General features: G+C 60.9%; 11 protein-coding genes. 7 read left to right on the top strand and 4 right to left on the bottom strand.

The window, feature by feature from the left end:
* Nucleotides 1-8: 8 nt before the first annotated feature.
* The gene (locus CFE428DRAFT_RS34805; RefSeq protein WP_049975805.1) at nucleotides 9-548 is read right to left on the bottom strand and encodes a protein-tyrosine phosphatase family protein; all 540 of its coding nucleotides are present in this window, start codon (nucleotides 546-548) and stop codon (nucleotides 9-11) included.
* A 265-nt stretch (nucleotides 549-813) separates the two neighbouring features.
* On the opposite strand from CFE428DRAFT_RS34805, the gene CFE428DRAFT_RS30605 reads away from it, so the two are divergent.
* Together CFE428DRAFT_RS30605 and CFE428DRAFT_RS30600 are read left to right on the top strand one after the other, a co-directional pair.
* Nucleotides 814-1,545 (top strand): YdjY domain-containing protein, encoded by a 732-nt coding sequence (locus CFE428DRAFT_RS30605; RefSeq protein WP_006983612.1) that lies wholly within the window; start codon nucleotides 814-816, stop codon nucleotides 1,543-1,545.
* Nucleotides 1,542-2,720: a prenyltransferase/squalene oxidase repeat-containing protein gene (locus CFE428DRAFT_RS30600; RefSeq protein WP_006983611.1), complete on the top strand. Its 1,179-nt coding sequence runs from the start codon at nucleotides 1,542-1,544 to the stop codon at nucleotides 2,718-2,720. Before CFE428DRAFT_RS30605 ends, CFE428DRAFT_RS30600 begins: the two co-directional genes overlap by 4 nt.
* On the opposite strand, the gene hpt is transcribed toward CFE428DRAFT_RS30600, so the two are convergent.
* A complete protein-coding gene (gene hpt / locus CFE428DRAFT_RS30595; RefSeq protein ID WP_006983610.1) occupies nucleotides 2,717-3,262 on the bottom strand; it encodes a hypoxanthine phosphoribosyltransferase in 546 nt (181 codons plus the stop codon). The genes CFE428DRAFT_RS30600 and hpt overlap by 4 nt on opposite strands.
* Before the next feature lie 229 nt (nucleotides 3,263-3,491).
* Here hpt and CFE428DRAFT_RS30590 point away from each other — a divergent pair, with 229 nt between their 5' ends.
* From CFE428DRAFT_RS30590 to CFE428DRAFT_RS30580, 3 genes are all read left to right on the top strand, one after another.
* A complete protein-coding gene (locus CFE428DRAFT_RS30590) occupies nucleotides 3,492-4,517 on the top strand; it encodes a sugar phosphate isomerase/epimerase family protein (RefSeq protein WP_006983609.1) in 1,026 nt (341 codons plus the stop codon).
* A 591-nt stretch (nucleotides 4,518-5,108) separates the two neighbouring features.
* Nucleotides 5,109-6,023: a sugar phosphate isomerase/epimerase family protein gene (locus tag CFE428DRAFT_RS30585; RefSeq protein WP_006983608.1), complete on the top strand. Its 915-nt coding sequence runs from the start codon at nucleotides 5,109-5,111 to the stop codon at nucleotides 6,021-6,023.
* Nucleotides 6,024-6,438: 415 nt separating this feature from the next.
* Complete coding sequence (locus CFE428DRAFT_RS30580) at nucleotides 6,439-6,885, top strand: response regulator (protein WP_006983607.1); 447 nt, start codon at nucleotides 6,439-6,441, stop codon at nucleotides 6,883-6,885.
* A gap of 51 nt (nucleotides 6,886-6,936) precedes the next feature.
* Here the strand turns inward: CFE428DRAFT_RS30580 and CFE428DRAFT_RS30575 are convergent, their stop codons facing one another.
* Complete coding sequence (locus tag CFE428DRAFT_RS30575; protein WP_006983606.1) at nucleotides 6,937-7,227, bottom strand: hypothetical protein; 291 nt, start codon at nucleotides 7,225-7,227, stop codon at nucleotides 6,937-6,939.
* A 148-nt stretch (nucleotides 7,228-7,375) separates the two neighbouring features.
* On the opposite strand from CFE428DRAFT_RS30575, the gene CFE428DRAFT_RS30570 reads away from it, so the two are divergent.
* Nucleotides 7,376-8,224 carry an aspartyl protease family protein gene (locus CFE428DRAFT_RS30570; protein ID WP_157447699.1) on the top strand — a complete coding sequence of 283 codons (849 nt, stop codon included), beginning with the start codon at nucleotides 7,376-7,378 and terminating at the stop codon, nucleotides 8,222-8,224.
* Nucleotides 8,225-8,302: 78 nt separating this feature from the next.
* Here the strand turns inward: CFE428DRAFT_RS30570 and CFE428DRAFT_RS30565 are convergent, their stop codons facing one another.
* A complete protein-coding gene (locus tag CFE428DRAFT_RS30565; protein WP_157447698.1) occupies nucleotides 8,303-8,887 on the bottom strand; it encodes a peptidoglycan-binding domain-containing protein in 585 nt (194 codons plus the stop codon).
* A 1,080-nt stretch (nucleotides 8,888-9,967) separates the two neighbouring features.
* Here CFE428DRAFT_RS30565 and CFE428DRAFT_RS30560 point away from each other — a divergent pair.
* Entirely contained in the window at nucleotides 9,968-13,432 is a 3,465-nt protein-coding gene (locus CFE428DRAFT_RS30560) for a glycoside hydrolase family protein (RefSeq protein ID WP_006983601.1), read from the top strand.
* Nucleotides 13,433-13,445 lie beyond the last annotated feature (13 nt).

The raw sequence follows: 13,445 nt of genomic DNA, 5'->3' as shown, positions 1-13,445 counted from the left end.
GGCTCTTCCTAGGAGCGTTTGAAGCCGTAGGACACAGGAAATAGCTCCGACGACAATTCGGCATTGAACTTCCGCAGGGGGCCCAGCAGTTCGCCGTTACGCTCCAGCACCGCATCCGCCACGCGAATGACCATGCCATTCGGGACGGCCGTCTCCCGAATTTTCAGCATGAGCTGGAATGCCTCTGCTTCCTTCCCGGCGCCGAGATGGTCGGCCAGAAGCACATACGCCAACCCGGTGGAGCGCGACGCTCCATAGTTGCAGGAAACGAGCATCTTCGTCTCCGGTTCCTGCAGTGCGGCCCGCGAAAACTCGATTGCCTGCCGAATATCCTCCTCGCTCACCGCTCGCGTATTGCATAGAGCAGCGTCCCGCTCCGAAACGACATCGCCAAACCAGAGTTGCAGGCAGGCTCCCTTGAACCATTCCGGCAGCGTGACCGTGGCTCCAGGATTCGCGATGCAGATGAAATGCGAAATCCCACTGCAGCGATAGTCGACCCGCTCATGCTCACCGCAGATGAAAATGCGTTTCTGAAGGGGGTGCACCGGAAAACGGTGCCTCAACCGACCCATCGTTGTCGAGCCGCCTCCCGATCCGACTACTTCCGACCGAGCGGGAAAGGCGGAACTTCCAACATCCAACATCCAACATCCAACATCCAACATCCAACATCCAATGAGTTCCGGGGAGGAAGCGCGGGAGAAATGACGCAGGGGAACCCGTGGCTATCAACTCTCAACCATCAACTATCAACTCTCCCCAAAACTCCGCCATCGCCACGCGGCGGAACCCGGCTATTTTCCCTCCCGCATGCCGAAATTGCCCTCCCTCCTTTTCCTGCTTTGCACGGCCCTTCTGTTGACGCCCGTGCAGGCCCAAAATGAACCGCCGCCCGCCTCGCCCATCATGCACGAAATCAGCCCGGGCGTTTACCAGATCGGGCAAATCCGGCTCGACCAGAAGGCGCGCACCGTCACCTTCCCCGGCGTCTTGAACATGAACGACGGCAACCTCGAGTACCTCATCGTGACTGAGCAGGGCAACACCCACGAAAGCCTGCTGGTCTCCGACGTGACACCGAGCGATCTGCACTTCGCCATGCTGCTGCTGGGTGCCAAGGGTTCCGGGTCGCAAAGTGGCGACCTACCGCCCAGCCAGATCGACTCGAAATACCTCAAGACCGCGCCCCCGCTGAAGGGGGATGACATCGACATCACCGTGCATTGGAAAGCCGGCGGCACCGAGAAGAGCGCGCCGGTCGAAGACTGGCTCTTCAATACCGAGACGAAGAAGCAGGTCACGCGCGGCCCGTGGATCTACAACGGCTCGACGTTCAACGAGGGCCATTTCCTCGCCCAGATCGAAGGCGCCCACGCCGCGCTCGTCACCTACCCCGCCGCCTTGATCAACAATCCGCGCAAGGGTAATGATAATGATCAGATCTGGGCGGTGAACACGAAGGCCGTCCCACCGGTCAAAACCCCGGTGGAGATCACCCTCACTCTCCTCTCGGCGCCCGACGCCAAATCTCCCGCGAAATGAAAACCACGATTCTCCTCGCCGTCGCCCTGCTGGGCTCGAACTCGCTCTTTGCCGCGGAACCGCCTCCCCGCAAGGAATCCAATCTCTCCGTCCGCAACGAAGTCCTCCTCGCCATCGACAAAGGTCTCGCCTGGTTGAAGAAACAGCAGCAGGCAGACGGCTCCATTGCCAATCCCGAGAATGCCGAAGCCTCTGCCGAGCATCCGGCTCTCACCGCCCTGCCGCTCATCGCTTTTTACCGCGAACCCACCGGCAAGGCGAAAACCGAATACGCCGATGTCTTGAACAAGGGCTATGCCTACCTGCGCAGCAAAGTGCAGCCCGACGGCGGCATCTACACGAGCGGCCTTTCCAACTACAATACCTCGGTGTGCCTCATGGCGCTGCTCAATACTGGCGATCCGAAGGATGAGCCGATGCTGAAGCGCGCGAACAATTTCATCGTCGGCATGCAGGCGGAAAACCTGGCTCAGCCGGAGATGAATGGCGGCATCGGCTATGGGCCGACGGGGGTGAATCCGCGGCGCGGATTTCCCGACCTGGACAATACGCTCATCGCCTTGGAGGCGTTGCGTGCCTACAAGACCACGCATCCCTCGATCGAAACTTCCGGCGCCAAGGAACTGAACTGGCAGGCGGCGATCGATTTCATCTCCCGCTGCCAGAATCTGCCGAAATACAACAAACAGAAATGGGCTAGTGGAGATGCGGCCAACAAGGGCGGCTTCATCTACTATCCGGGCGACAGCAACGCCGGTGAACAGGACCTACCCAATGGCAAGAAAGCGCTGCGCAGTTACGGCACCATGACGTATGCCGGCTTGCTCAGCTACATCTACGCCGATCTCAAGCGCGACGACCCGCGCATTGCCGCCGCGGTCGAATGGCTGCAGAAGAACTACACGCTCGAGGAAAACCCAGGCCTCGGCCGGGCGGGGCTCTATTACTACTATCACCTCGCCGCGAAAGGCCTCGCGACCTCCGGCATTCACGACTTCGAAACCGCCGACGGACGGAAGCTCGACTGGGCGCACGACCTGGCCCTCAAGCTCATCCAACTCCAGGCCGGCGACGGCTCGTGGGTCAACGACACCGCGCGCTGGATGGAAAAGGATCCGGCGCTGGTCACCTCCTACGGAGTCATCACGCTGGAGATCGTTTACAATCAGCTCTAACCGGAGGCAAACACCTCCTGCTTGAGCACGCCGACGAACGGCAGGTTGCGATACTCTTCCTGGTAGTCGAGCCCGTAGCCGATGACGAATTCCTGGCCGATATCGAAGCCAACGAAATCCGCCTCCAGTTCCTCGGCGCGGGCAATGCGTTTGCGCAGCAGCACGCAGACCCGCACGCTCGCTGGACGCGCTTCCTTCCGCAGCCGCGCACAGATGGCGTGGAGCGTGCGGCCGCTGTCGAGGATGTCGTCGATGACGAGCACATGCCGGCCATCGACGTCCGGCGTATGGAGCTGCTTGAATGTCACCGCCCCGCTGCTTTCCGTGCCGCCATGGTAACTGGCCACGCTCAGGCAATCGAGCTTGAGCGGCAGCGGAATGCGCCGGAGCAAATCGGCGGCGAAAATGAGCGAACCATTGAGCACCGCGACCACGGTCAATTCCTTTCCGCGATAGGCTTCGGTGATTTCCCGCGCCAGTTCATCGAGCCGGCTGAGAATGGTCTGCTCGTGAAAGAGAATGCGTTCGACGTCGTTGAGCATAGGAAAGGGAAATGACGAATGAGTAATGATCCCGCATACGCGGGAACGAACGAATGCAAAAGCACGAATGCCTCCCCGCTTCACGGGATTCGCCATTCCGCATTCCACATTCCACATTCCGCATTCCACATTCCGCATTCCGCATTCCTCCCCCGGGATCATTCCTATTGCACCTCCCCGGCCCGCCCGCTAGATCGTATTCCCTTCTCTTCACACCCTCATTTTACCCATGTCCTGCTACCATCCCTCCATCGAAGGCGCCCAGCACGGCGCCAAGCCCCTCGCCGACTTCCTCGCTTACGCCAAGCGCAGCGGCGCCACCGGTGCGCAGCCGAGCAATTACATGCTCCATGGCGGCAAGCTCTTCAAGTCCGCCAAGGAAATCAAAGCGGCGTTCGCGGACGCTGAGCTGACCATCGACGGCGTGAGCGGCCACTGCCCGATCTGGGTGCACACCACGGCCTGGACCGAGTCGCCGACGATCCGCCCGTTCATCCCCGCCGACATTGCCAAGAAGTCGCCCGCCGAGATCGAAAAATGGGCGGAGAATTATTCGCTCAAGCTCCTCGACCTCATCGCCGACCTCGGACTGAAAGTCATGCCGATGTTCTGGGGCACCGCCTATGGCTGGGAAATCGCCACCGGGTATCCGTGGGGCTTCTGGGCCGGCCCGGGCTACGACCTGATCAAGGAAGGCAACGATCGCTTCGTGAAGAAGACAAAGAAGATCCGCGATCACGCCCGCAAGCTCGGCATCAAGCTCTGCCATGAGATTCATCCCGGCACCGCCGCGAGCACGGCCGACGATTTCCTCAATCTCGTGAAGATCACCGGCAACGACGAGACGATGGCCGTGAATGCCGATCCGTCGCACTGCTGGGAAGGTGAATCGTGGGAAACGCGTTTTCTCAAGGTCGGCCAATACATTTACGCCGCGCACGTGAAGAACTTCACCATCCGCGCCGGCTTCCCGCTGCGCACGATGGAGCCGAACTGGCCCGGCCGCGCCATGCAGTTCACCGACCTGCCGAGCGGCGACTTGAACATGAGCCGCTATGTCGAGCTCCTGCTCATGGTCGGATTTCCGAACCGCTATTGCCAGCTCCACGGCACCAAGACCGCCCCGCTCGTGGTCGAAGCCGAGAGCGCGCATCGCGACCTCGATTCGACCAGCGCCAACGGCATCGCCTACGTCCGCGACCATCTCCTCATCAAGCCCGCCGCCGGCAGCTTTGAGGATGGCATGGGCGCGTAGGAGCGTGCTGTTTATTTGATCGATCTGACGGGTCACGCTCTTTCCAGGGCGTGGCCCGGTTCGTTTTCGTCGGGGATGAGGAAAAACGCAGAGACCCAGCGCGGCGAGTTGCAACCAAACGGTTTTCGACTGAGGAGGAGATCAACCACGGATTACTCGGATTTCACGGATTAAAGAATCCGCGGCGACCTCTAATCCGTGAAATCTGTGAAATCCGTGGTCAAAAAAATTTCCGCAAGCTGCGTACACTTTTCGGGTTAGCACTGCAGAGAAAAGACAGGATAGGAAGCTCACTCTACACTTCTTCTCTGCGTCTCTGCGGCCTCTGCGTTTAAAAATTTCTTCGGTTGCTGCGACCTCTGCGTTTAATCCTTTCCAGAATTTGGGCGCTGACGGAGCCTCACCATTACCCACATCTTTTTTGAAGGTCCCGCGGAGAGAAGAAGTGCCTGCGAATCACGCAAATCACGCGAATAAAATCCTCCTCATTCGCGTTATCTGCGTGATTCGCGGGCCCCATCCGCAGTATTTTTGAGATGTGGGTAATGCTTAGGACGGAGCAGCGCCCTCCCTCTACGCTCGCCCCGCTCTATGAACACCACTTCCCAGATCACCCGCCGCGACTTCGTGGCCAGGACCGCGCTCGCTTCCGCGATCACCGCCATCGCGCCCAGCCTCGCGCGCGCCGAATCTCCCGCTCCCCGTTTCAAGATCATCGCTTTCAGCAAACCCTTCGCCAAACTCGGCCCGGAGGAAACCGCCGATCTCGTGGCGGATGTCGGCTGGGATGGCATCGAATGCCCCGTCCGCGCCAAGGCCGGGCAGATCGCCCCGGAGCGCGTGGAAGAGGATCTGCCGAAGATGGTCGAGGCGCTGAAAAAGCGCGGCAAGGAAGTGACCATCATCACCACGGAAATCACCCAACTCGATCCCCTGGCTGAAAAAGTCCTGCGCACCGCGGCCAAGCTCGGCATCAAGAAATACCGCTTCGGTTTCGTCAAATATACGGCCGATAAACCGGTCCCCGAAACCGTCAAGGAAGTCGGCGCCGCGCTCAAAGATCTCGCTGCGTTCAACCGCGAACTCGGCTTGCAAGGCGGCTGGCAGAATCACTCCGGCGCGGACATGGTCGGCGCGCCGCTCTGGGACATCTGGACGATGATCAAGGATCTCGATCCGCGCGACATCGGGGTATGTTTCGACATCGGTCACGCCACGATCGAAGGCGGCCTTTCGTGGCCCATCCAGGCGCGCTTGCTCGAACCCCGTTACACCGCCGTCTTCCTCAAGGATTTCCGCTGGGAAAAAACGGCCAAAGGCTGGGAACCCGTGTGGTGCAATTTCGGCGAAGGCACCGTGCACCAGAGTTTCCTCACCCATCTCAAGGCTTCCAGCTACACCGGCCCGCTCTGCCAGCATCACGAATACAAGACGCTCGGCACCGGCCCGGAGATGATCGCGAACTTCAAAAAGGACTTCGCGAAACTCCAGGAATGGCTCGCTTAGAAGGTGTACCGAAATTCAATGTGAGCGGAGGACTGACCACGGATTGCGAGGATTACAGAAATCCGAGTCGGCTCGTCTCATCCGTGCAATCCGCGTAATCCGTGGTCAAAAGCTCCTTTTACCCGACTTTCGGTACACTCTCTTAGAGGCTGTGAAAAAAGGGCCCGCGAATCACGCGAATGACACGAATGGAGTGTATTTCATTCGCGTTATCTGTGTAATTCGCGGGCCTGAGACCTCACTGGCGATTTCTTTCACAGTCTCTTAGACCGCGTGGAGTTGTAGGACGCATCTTCTCCCAGACGGCGGCGGAGGGCCGCGTCTACAGCCCTCGCTTACGGGTTTTACAATAGCCTAACAATTTTCCGCGTCCACCCACATACGGACTTAACACGGCCGGTGTTGATTTGGGGACATGAATTCCCCGCTGTTCGCCTGCTCCCGCCGCTGGATCGTTGTCGATGACGCAGCCGCCCTTTCCGAAATCGTCGGTCTGCATCTCGCCGATCTGGGGTTGGCCCGCGTCGAAAGCTTCACCTCTCCGCTGGATGCGCAAACGTCCTTCGTCGCTGATCCGAATGATTGCGACCTGCTGATCACGGATCGCGATATGCCGCATCTCAACGGTCTCGAACTCGCCCGCACGCTCCGCGCGCAAAACCCGAAGCTCAAAGTGGTCCTCATCACCGCGCGTCACGATGACCTGACCGCGGATTCCCTCGCTGCCGCGGGGGTGTGTGCCGTTCTACCCAAGCCATTCACCCTCGACCGCCTCGAACGCCTCGTCCGTTCCACCGCCCTTTCCTCCGACGCATCCGAGCAGTCGGAGGACTTTCTTCCCGCACTCTCCCACGCCGCCTAGCCGATCAACAGAGAAACGGCTGGCGGCGCGGCAGAGAGACCACCCCTCCGCCTACCAGCGATGGTGGCGATAGTAATGGTGGTAGTAGTGGCGGTGCCCACCAAAAGCGAAGGTCACACCGGGACCGTAGCTATATCCATAGTAGGGATACGGACGGTAGCCGTAGTCGTAATAGTAAGGATCGTACGAGTAGTAGTACGGCGACCCAAACGTCACACCCACGCGCGGACCGTAGTGGTAATAATGGTGGTGGTAGTAGTGGTCGTGAGCCTGAGCCGGCGTCGCGAGCGCAAAGCCGCCCAAGGCCACAGCCCCAATGATCAAAGTGCGAAATATATTCATGGCAATACAGTTTGATTTCTAAAAATGAGACGAGCCCGAAAGCTCATTCATTCATCTACTGAATCGAAATACACACTTTCCCTGCGTGCCCATCGCTTGAATTGGCCCTTGCTCTGCTAAAGTTCTGTGCGAAATGAAGCACTCGCCCATGCCCAGACTGTCCGCCATCTTTACTCTGGTATTCGCTGTCCTCGCTGCGTTTCCCGTAGCGGCGGCGACTACGCAGCCTGCGGAGATTCCGTTTACGTTCACCGATGGCTTTATCCGGGTGGAAGCCCATGTGCCCCAGTCGGCGGAGCCCCTGCACCTGCTGCTCGATTCCGGTGCTGGCGCCTCGGTGCTCAGTCTTCGCACCGCGCAACGCCTGCACTTGCCCCTCGGCAAAACGGAGAACGTCCGCGGTGTAGGCGTGGATTCAGCCGCGCGTCAATTGAACGGCGTCACCGCCTCCGCCAATGGGGTGGTACTGAGCGGCATTCCTCTGGCGGTGGATCTCAGCGCTGCGGATCAGCTTTGCAGCCAGCCGATCGATGGCTTGATCGGCGTGGACTTTTTCAAGAACCGCGTGGTGCAGATCGATTACATTCGTCACACCCTCCGCATCACGTCGGCGACGCCCAAGACGAGCGCGGAACGCCTGCCCGTCAAGACGATCAATGGCATCATGTGTGTGCCCGTCGGCGTCAATGATTCCACGGTGCGTTGGACGCGTCTCGACACCGGCTGCAACGATGCCCTGCACTGGGTGGTTCCCAAGTCCGCGGCTCACGGCGCGCATAATGCAGTATCCATCGGCTTCGTGACCGATGAGAGCGATACTTCCCTCACCTCCGTTGCGCTCGGCAAGCGCTCACTGCGCACGGTGAAGACCGCCTTGCATGGCGCCCCGCTCTTCCCCGGTGAAGCGGGCCTCCTCGGCAACGGCCTTCTCTCGCAATTCCTCGTCACTGTCGACTGGTCGAATCACCAGGTCCTGCTCGCCGACGCTCCTCGTTAGAGGCTTTGCCATAAAGCCGAAACGGCACCGCAAGGTGAACTCGCGGTGCCGCTGCGGGAATTAGGTTAATGGTGATCGTTACAGGCCCAGCGCACGCACTGTGGCCGTATCGAGAGCGCCGGAAACCGGCAGGTTATTGTCGTTTTGGAAGTCGGCGAGCGCGTCGCGCGTCTGCGCGCCGAAAACACCGTCTACCGGCCCCGCGCTATACCCCAAGCGATTCAACCGATCCTGCGCACTCATGACGAGCGAACCGGAATCAGGAGTACTGTAGGAGTAGTCTGTATAGGGCGCACCGTAGTCGTCGCCGTAGTAGCCATAGTCATATGGGATACCCGGGTCGATGATGATCCAGTTGCCGTTGAACCAGCGAAAGTGGTGGTTATGCCACTCGTGGGTTCGGCCGCGGTCCCAATCACGCCAGGTTTGGTCCGGAACACCGAAGCTCCGGGCGTCTCGCGTGGACATGGTCCGCGAACGATTGGTGGTCGCGAAGTTGTTATTGGTCCGCGCGCCTCGTGCGTTCAAGGTGGCGTTGTTGTTCACCGATCCGCCGAAAGCCACCGACGGACCGTTACGTCCCCGGATGTTCCGTTGCGCATTGATGTTGTTACGCTGCGCCACCGAAGGCGCGAACGTTGTCGTGCTCGGCCGCGAACGCATGTTCGGCGCCGAACGCATTTCCGGAGCCCGGGTCGCGACACGGGGCGATGGCGCCCGCATGACGTTGGACTTCGGCGATGGGGCACGCGGAGCCTGCGCTACGCGGGGAGCCGAGAAACGCGGAGCGGAAGCATGCGGCGCTGAGACGTGAGCCGGAGCGGAAGCACGCGCTCCGCCACCACCTCCTCGTCCACCGCCACCACCGCCACGGCCGCCTCCGTCCCCATGGTCTTTAGCGAAAACGGGCGGGGTCAGCATGGTTACCAAGGTCGCCGCCAACCCGTAAGTTAGGATTCGATTCATTATGGATTACCTCCACCTACTGAATCGCAGGCCGGAGGTGCACGGATTCATCGCCAGGGTCTTGATCGAGGTGTCGCAGAATTCGCTGCAGACAGAAAATCCCCTCCTTCCGTGCAGTGAATGGTGAAGGACAGATAACATGAAACTCCGCCCCGTTGTTTTCTTGTTGTCGCTTTGCTCGGGATTCGCCAGCGGCTCGACGCAAGCCGCCCCGCGCATCTTTCCACGAGGCTGGAATTCGGCAGGTTCAGTCGCGTCCGAAATTTCTGGCTCTTCGCTGTTTGGAGTGAGCGCGAAGCGCCCGGAAAAAACGTGTCATCCTGAGCGGAGCAGGGAAGCATGGGCGGAGTCGAAGGACCTCTGATCTCCGCGGGTTTTCGCGCGGAGCCGTGTAATCGCGCGACGAGATTGCGATACCAACGTTATTGTTTCCGCTAAACCAAGATCTTTACCTACTGAAGAAGGACGCCCAATATCCTTCTTCTTCACCCGCTTCACCGGAGAAGACATTTTCTCTTCGAGAGCTTCCCGACGCTCCGCGCAAAAACCCACGGAAGTCAGAGGTCCTTCGACTCCGCCCATGCCTCCCTGCTCCGCTCAGGATGACCCTTTTTGGGGCGCTTCGCGCCCACTGCCATAATTTCACCGAGGGCAAACGCCAACCCGTCGGCACCCACCACCAAACAGCGAAGAGCCTCCACCCTCGAAATCCCATTCACCCGACGAGGAAAGATTGCTTCATCTAACACCGCCCTGCGTAAAGTAGGACTCCCCAAGGTGAACAGCTCCCCATCATTCCGCTCCATTCTTCAAGCCGCGCGTCTGGCCATCGCGCTTCTTCTCTTCTCCGGCGCCAGGACGGCTCTCCATGCGACGACCTTCGTCATCGAGGCGGAGCAACTCGAGTTGCCCGGTGATTGGGAGACGGTCACCACGCCGCGCAACGAATTCGCCCGCAAATACATTCTCGCCGGCCCGCATGCCAAAGGGGCGCCGGCCGCGGGTGCCGTGGAGGTGCCTCATGCCGGAACGTGGCGGCTCTGGGTGCGCAGCAAGGATTTTCCGGCCGACCGCCCGGGCATCCGGAACTTCACCGTGCGGCTGGGCGATACCCGCTCGGGAACGGTTTTCGGCAAGCATGGACAAGCTGCAGACGATGGCTGGGCATGGGAAGACGGTGGCACCTTCGATCTGGCTGCCGGCCCGACGCTGGTCGCCATCGGCGATGAAGCGACGGCCTCGGCGCGCTGCGATACGCTCGTCCTGAGCGACAATCTCAGCTACCGCCCCGAAGGCGTGCCGTGGAAGCTCGCGAAATCTCCCGCGACGATCGTGCCGCTGACCATCGATGAAAAATCCCAGCGCGCTTATCTGCCGGAGCCGTTTCTATCGGTGAAGGGCGAGCCGCTGGCGACGCTGCAAAACGACAGCGTGCGCCTGAGCTTCCACGAAGCCACGACGGCCACGGGTTCGGCGATCGCCTTGCATGCGGCGACGCGCGACGGCGAGCGTTGGATCCCCCTGGACGGCACCGAAGCCGAGGGCTACCGCATCCTCTTTCGGCCGAAGGAGAGCGATCCCAAGATCGTCAGCACGCGCCTGCATCCCACGTGGGACATGGCATTTAGTCCGGTCGTCGAGGCGAGTTGCGCCGGCGCGACGGTGAAGAGCCGTCTGGGCATTGCCACCGCACCCTGGGCCTCAGCGCACTGCTTTGCCCTCCATCCCTCCGAGGTGGAACAGCGTGACGCCGACACCGTGGTCCTGAATTTCCCCGAGACCTCCGCCGGCCAACTCATCGCCACGTGGCACCTTTCCGAGCACCAACCGGAGGCGGAAGTCAGCCTGCACTTCGAGCCGAAAGGCCCCGGGCATTACTCGCTCGGCTATCACGGCCCGCTGACCTGCGCGCCGGAAGCGGCGGATTTCCTGCTGCTGCCCTTCATGTATGAGGGCAAACGCTTTCCCGATGAAGCGTCGGTGATGCTCAGCGCGCTTACCCCCACCCCGCTGTCGCTCATCAATCGCGATGGAGTTTCCTGCGCGCTCGTCGCCGATCCACAGGCCATTCTCTTCGAGTGGCCAACGAAAGACAACTCGCGCTATGCCCTGGCCCTGCGCAATGAAAACGGCGCCGCGCAGCCGCTCATCTATATGCCGGTGCTCGGCCAGGCGGGCAGCGTATCGAATGGCGAGGCCATCGATGTCCAGTTCCACGTGTGGCTGCAGCGCGGCGACTGGTACTCCGCGTATCGGCGCATCGCCGACGAAGTCTTTGCGCTGAAGGATTACCGCCGGCCGGTGGCCGCGTCGCTCTCCGATGCCGCGCTCAATCTCGTCGACCTCATGCGCAATGAGGAAGCGTCCGGCTGGCACGCCCGCGCCAAGGGACCGTGGAATATCGAAAGCCGCAACACCGTGAGCCAGGTCTCGCCGCTGACCTATTTCAGCATCTACCTGCTCACCGGCGATGAGGATTTCTACAATCGCTTCGCACGGCCTTCGCTCGAGTTCCTCCTCTCGCGACCCGGCCCACACTTCGCCGCGGAACACGAGATCTGGGACAACTACTATCACCATCAACCGATGCGCGGCCCGGGCGCGCTTTTCGGCGCGACCACCTTTGCCTCCGCCTACGCCATGACCCAGGGGCGCACTGCCGCGTTCGGCTCCCTGTGCCTCGATGACAAAGGCGGACCTCGCATCACCCATCCCAACGGGCACACCCAACCCTTCGCTGATTCACTCGCGCTCTACCGGCTCACCGGCGAGGAGCATTGGCTCAACGACGCCATCGCCGCGGCGGACAAATACATCGCCGCGAATATCACCAAGCCGCCCACCAAAGATCTCGGCAGCGAACCCTTCGTGAATGTCTCTTTCGTGCCGGATTGGGAAGGGCTGCTGCAATTGTACGAAGCCACGGGTGAGAAGCGTTTCCTCGATGCCTCGACCGAGGGCGCTCGGTGGCTGATGACTTCGTTCTGGACGCAGCCGATCATTCCTCCAGGCGATACCACGATTCATCCCGGCGGCATCTACGATATCAACCGGCACGTCTGGTGGTTTGGCGACAAGCTCTTCCGCCGCGGCATGTACGAAGGCCCCGCGACTTGGGAAACGCCCTATCCTCCCGCGCCGAAGCTGCCGGAGAAGCGCGTCCCCGCTTGGGAAGTGAGCCAGGTCGGCCTCGGCCTGGAGCAACCGTCGACCTACAATCGCAACGGCCCGAAGGCGAATATCATGATGAACGCGTGGGCCCCGAGCATGCTGCGCCTCGCGCGACCCTCCGGCGATGCCGGTTTCCGCACCGCGGCGCGCAACGCGGTCATCGGCCGCTTCGCCAACTACCCCGGCTACTATCTGGATGGCGCGACCACCGAGTATCAGCGGCCCGACTATCCCATCACCGGCCCTGACGTCACCTCGCTCTACGTCCACCACATCCCACCGACTGCGGCTTACGTGCTCGACTATCTCTTCTCCGATGTCGAGTCGCGCTCAGCCGGCGCCATCTCCTTCCCCTACGTCCGAAGCTGCGGCTATGTGTGGTTCGACAGCCGCATTTACGGTCACGCACCCGGCGAAGTGTACGGCGAAAGCGCCTGGCCGTGGCTGCATCGCACCGCCGTGACCCTCGACAACATCAATGTCGATCGCGTCCTCGCCGAGGGCGACGGGAAGTTTCACGTCATCCTGCTCAACCAGGTCCACGAGCCGCAAAAAGTGCGGGTGACCTTCGACGAAAAAGTGCTTGGGCGCAGCGTTGACGGCGCGCAATTGCAAGTGCACCTCAACAACAAAAACGGCGAACCGATCACCATCCAGGGTCGCACCGCCGAGCTCACGCTGAAGGGTCTCGGCATCGCCGTGCTCACGCTCGATGGCGTGCACATCGATGTGCCCACCCACCGCGTCACGCCGCCGGAGAAATTCACCCTGCCCACCGAACCCGGCCTCCATCGCGCGCCCTTTTCCGGTACCACGTTGGAAGCCGTGGGCACGGAATTCCAGGTGCCGCCCTTCACCTGGCGCGATCTCTATGTCTACGTCACCGCGGCGATCGATGACGTCCGCTCCGCCACTCTGCGCTATCGCGTCGGCGACGGTCCGGAGCAACGTATCGAGGGCCACGAATTCCCGTGGGAATTTTCCGCGCGCGTCGACGATCTCCACGCGCCGATTTCCTGGCAGGTCGATATCGAAACGAAAGACGGTCGCAAACTCACCGCGAAACCTTGAACCCGGAATCCAT

This window comes from Chthoniobacter flavus Ellin428 (genome assembly GCF_000173075.1).
GTDB classification, from domain to species: domain Bacteria; phylum Verrucomicrobiota; class Verrucomicrobiia; order Chthoniobacterales; family Chthoniobacteraceae; genus Chthoniobacter; species Chthoniobacter flavus.
Note: the sequence above shows the minus strand (reverse complement) of the source record. Positions and strands in the feature narration are given on the sequence as shown.

Excerpts from the sequence above, each read along its gene's own strand:
- CFE428DRAFT_RS30570 (WP_157447699.1), top strand. The coding sequence starts at position 7,376 with ATGCCCAGACTGTCCGCCATCTTTACTCTGGTATTCGCTGTCCTCGCT.
- CFE428DRAFT_RS30580 (WP_006983607.1), top strand. The coding sequence starts at position 6,439 with ATGAATTCCCCGCTGTTCGCCTGCTCCCGCCGCTGGATCGTTGTCGAT.
- hpt (WP_006983610.1), bottom strand. The coding sequence starts at position 3,262 with ATGCTCAACGACGTCGAACGCATTCTCTTTCACGAGCAGACCATTCTC.
- CFE428DRAFT_RS30605 (WP_006983612.1), top strand. The coding sequence starts at position 814 with ATGCCGAAATTGCCCTCCCTCCTTTTCCTGCTTTGCACGGCCCTTCTG.
- CFE428DRAFT_RS30590 (WP_006983609.1), top strand. The coding sequence starts at position 3,492 with ATGTCCTGCTACCATCCCTCCATCGAAGGCGCCCAGCACGGCGCCAAG.
- CFE428DRAFT_RS30600 (WP_006983611.1), top strand. The coding sequence starts at position 1,542 with ATGAAAACCACGATTCTCCTCGCCGTCGCCCTGCTGGGCTCGAACTCG.
- CFE428DRAFT_RS30575 (WP_006983606.1), bottom strand. The coding sequence starts at position 7,227 with ATGAATATATTTCGCACTTTGATCATTGGGGCTGTGGCCTTGGGCGGC.
- CFE428DRAFT_RS30585 (WP_006983608.1), top strand. The coding sequence starts at position 5,109 with ATGAACACCACTTCCCAGATCACCCGCCGCGACTTCGTGGCCAGGACC.
- CFE428DRAFT_RS30565 (WP_157447698.1), bottom strand. The coding sequence starts at position 8,887 with ATGCGTTCGCGGCCGAGCACGACAACGTTCGCGCCTTCGGTGGCGCAG.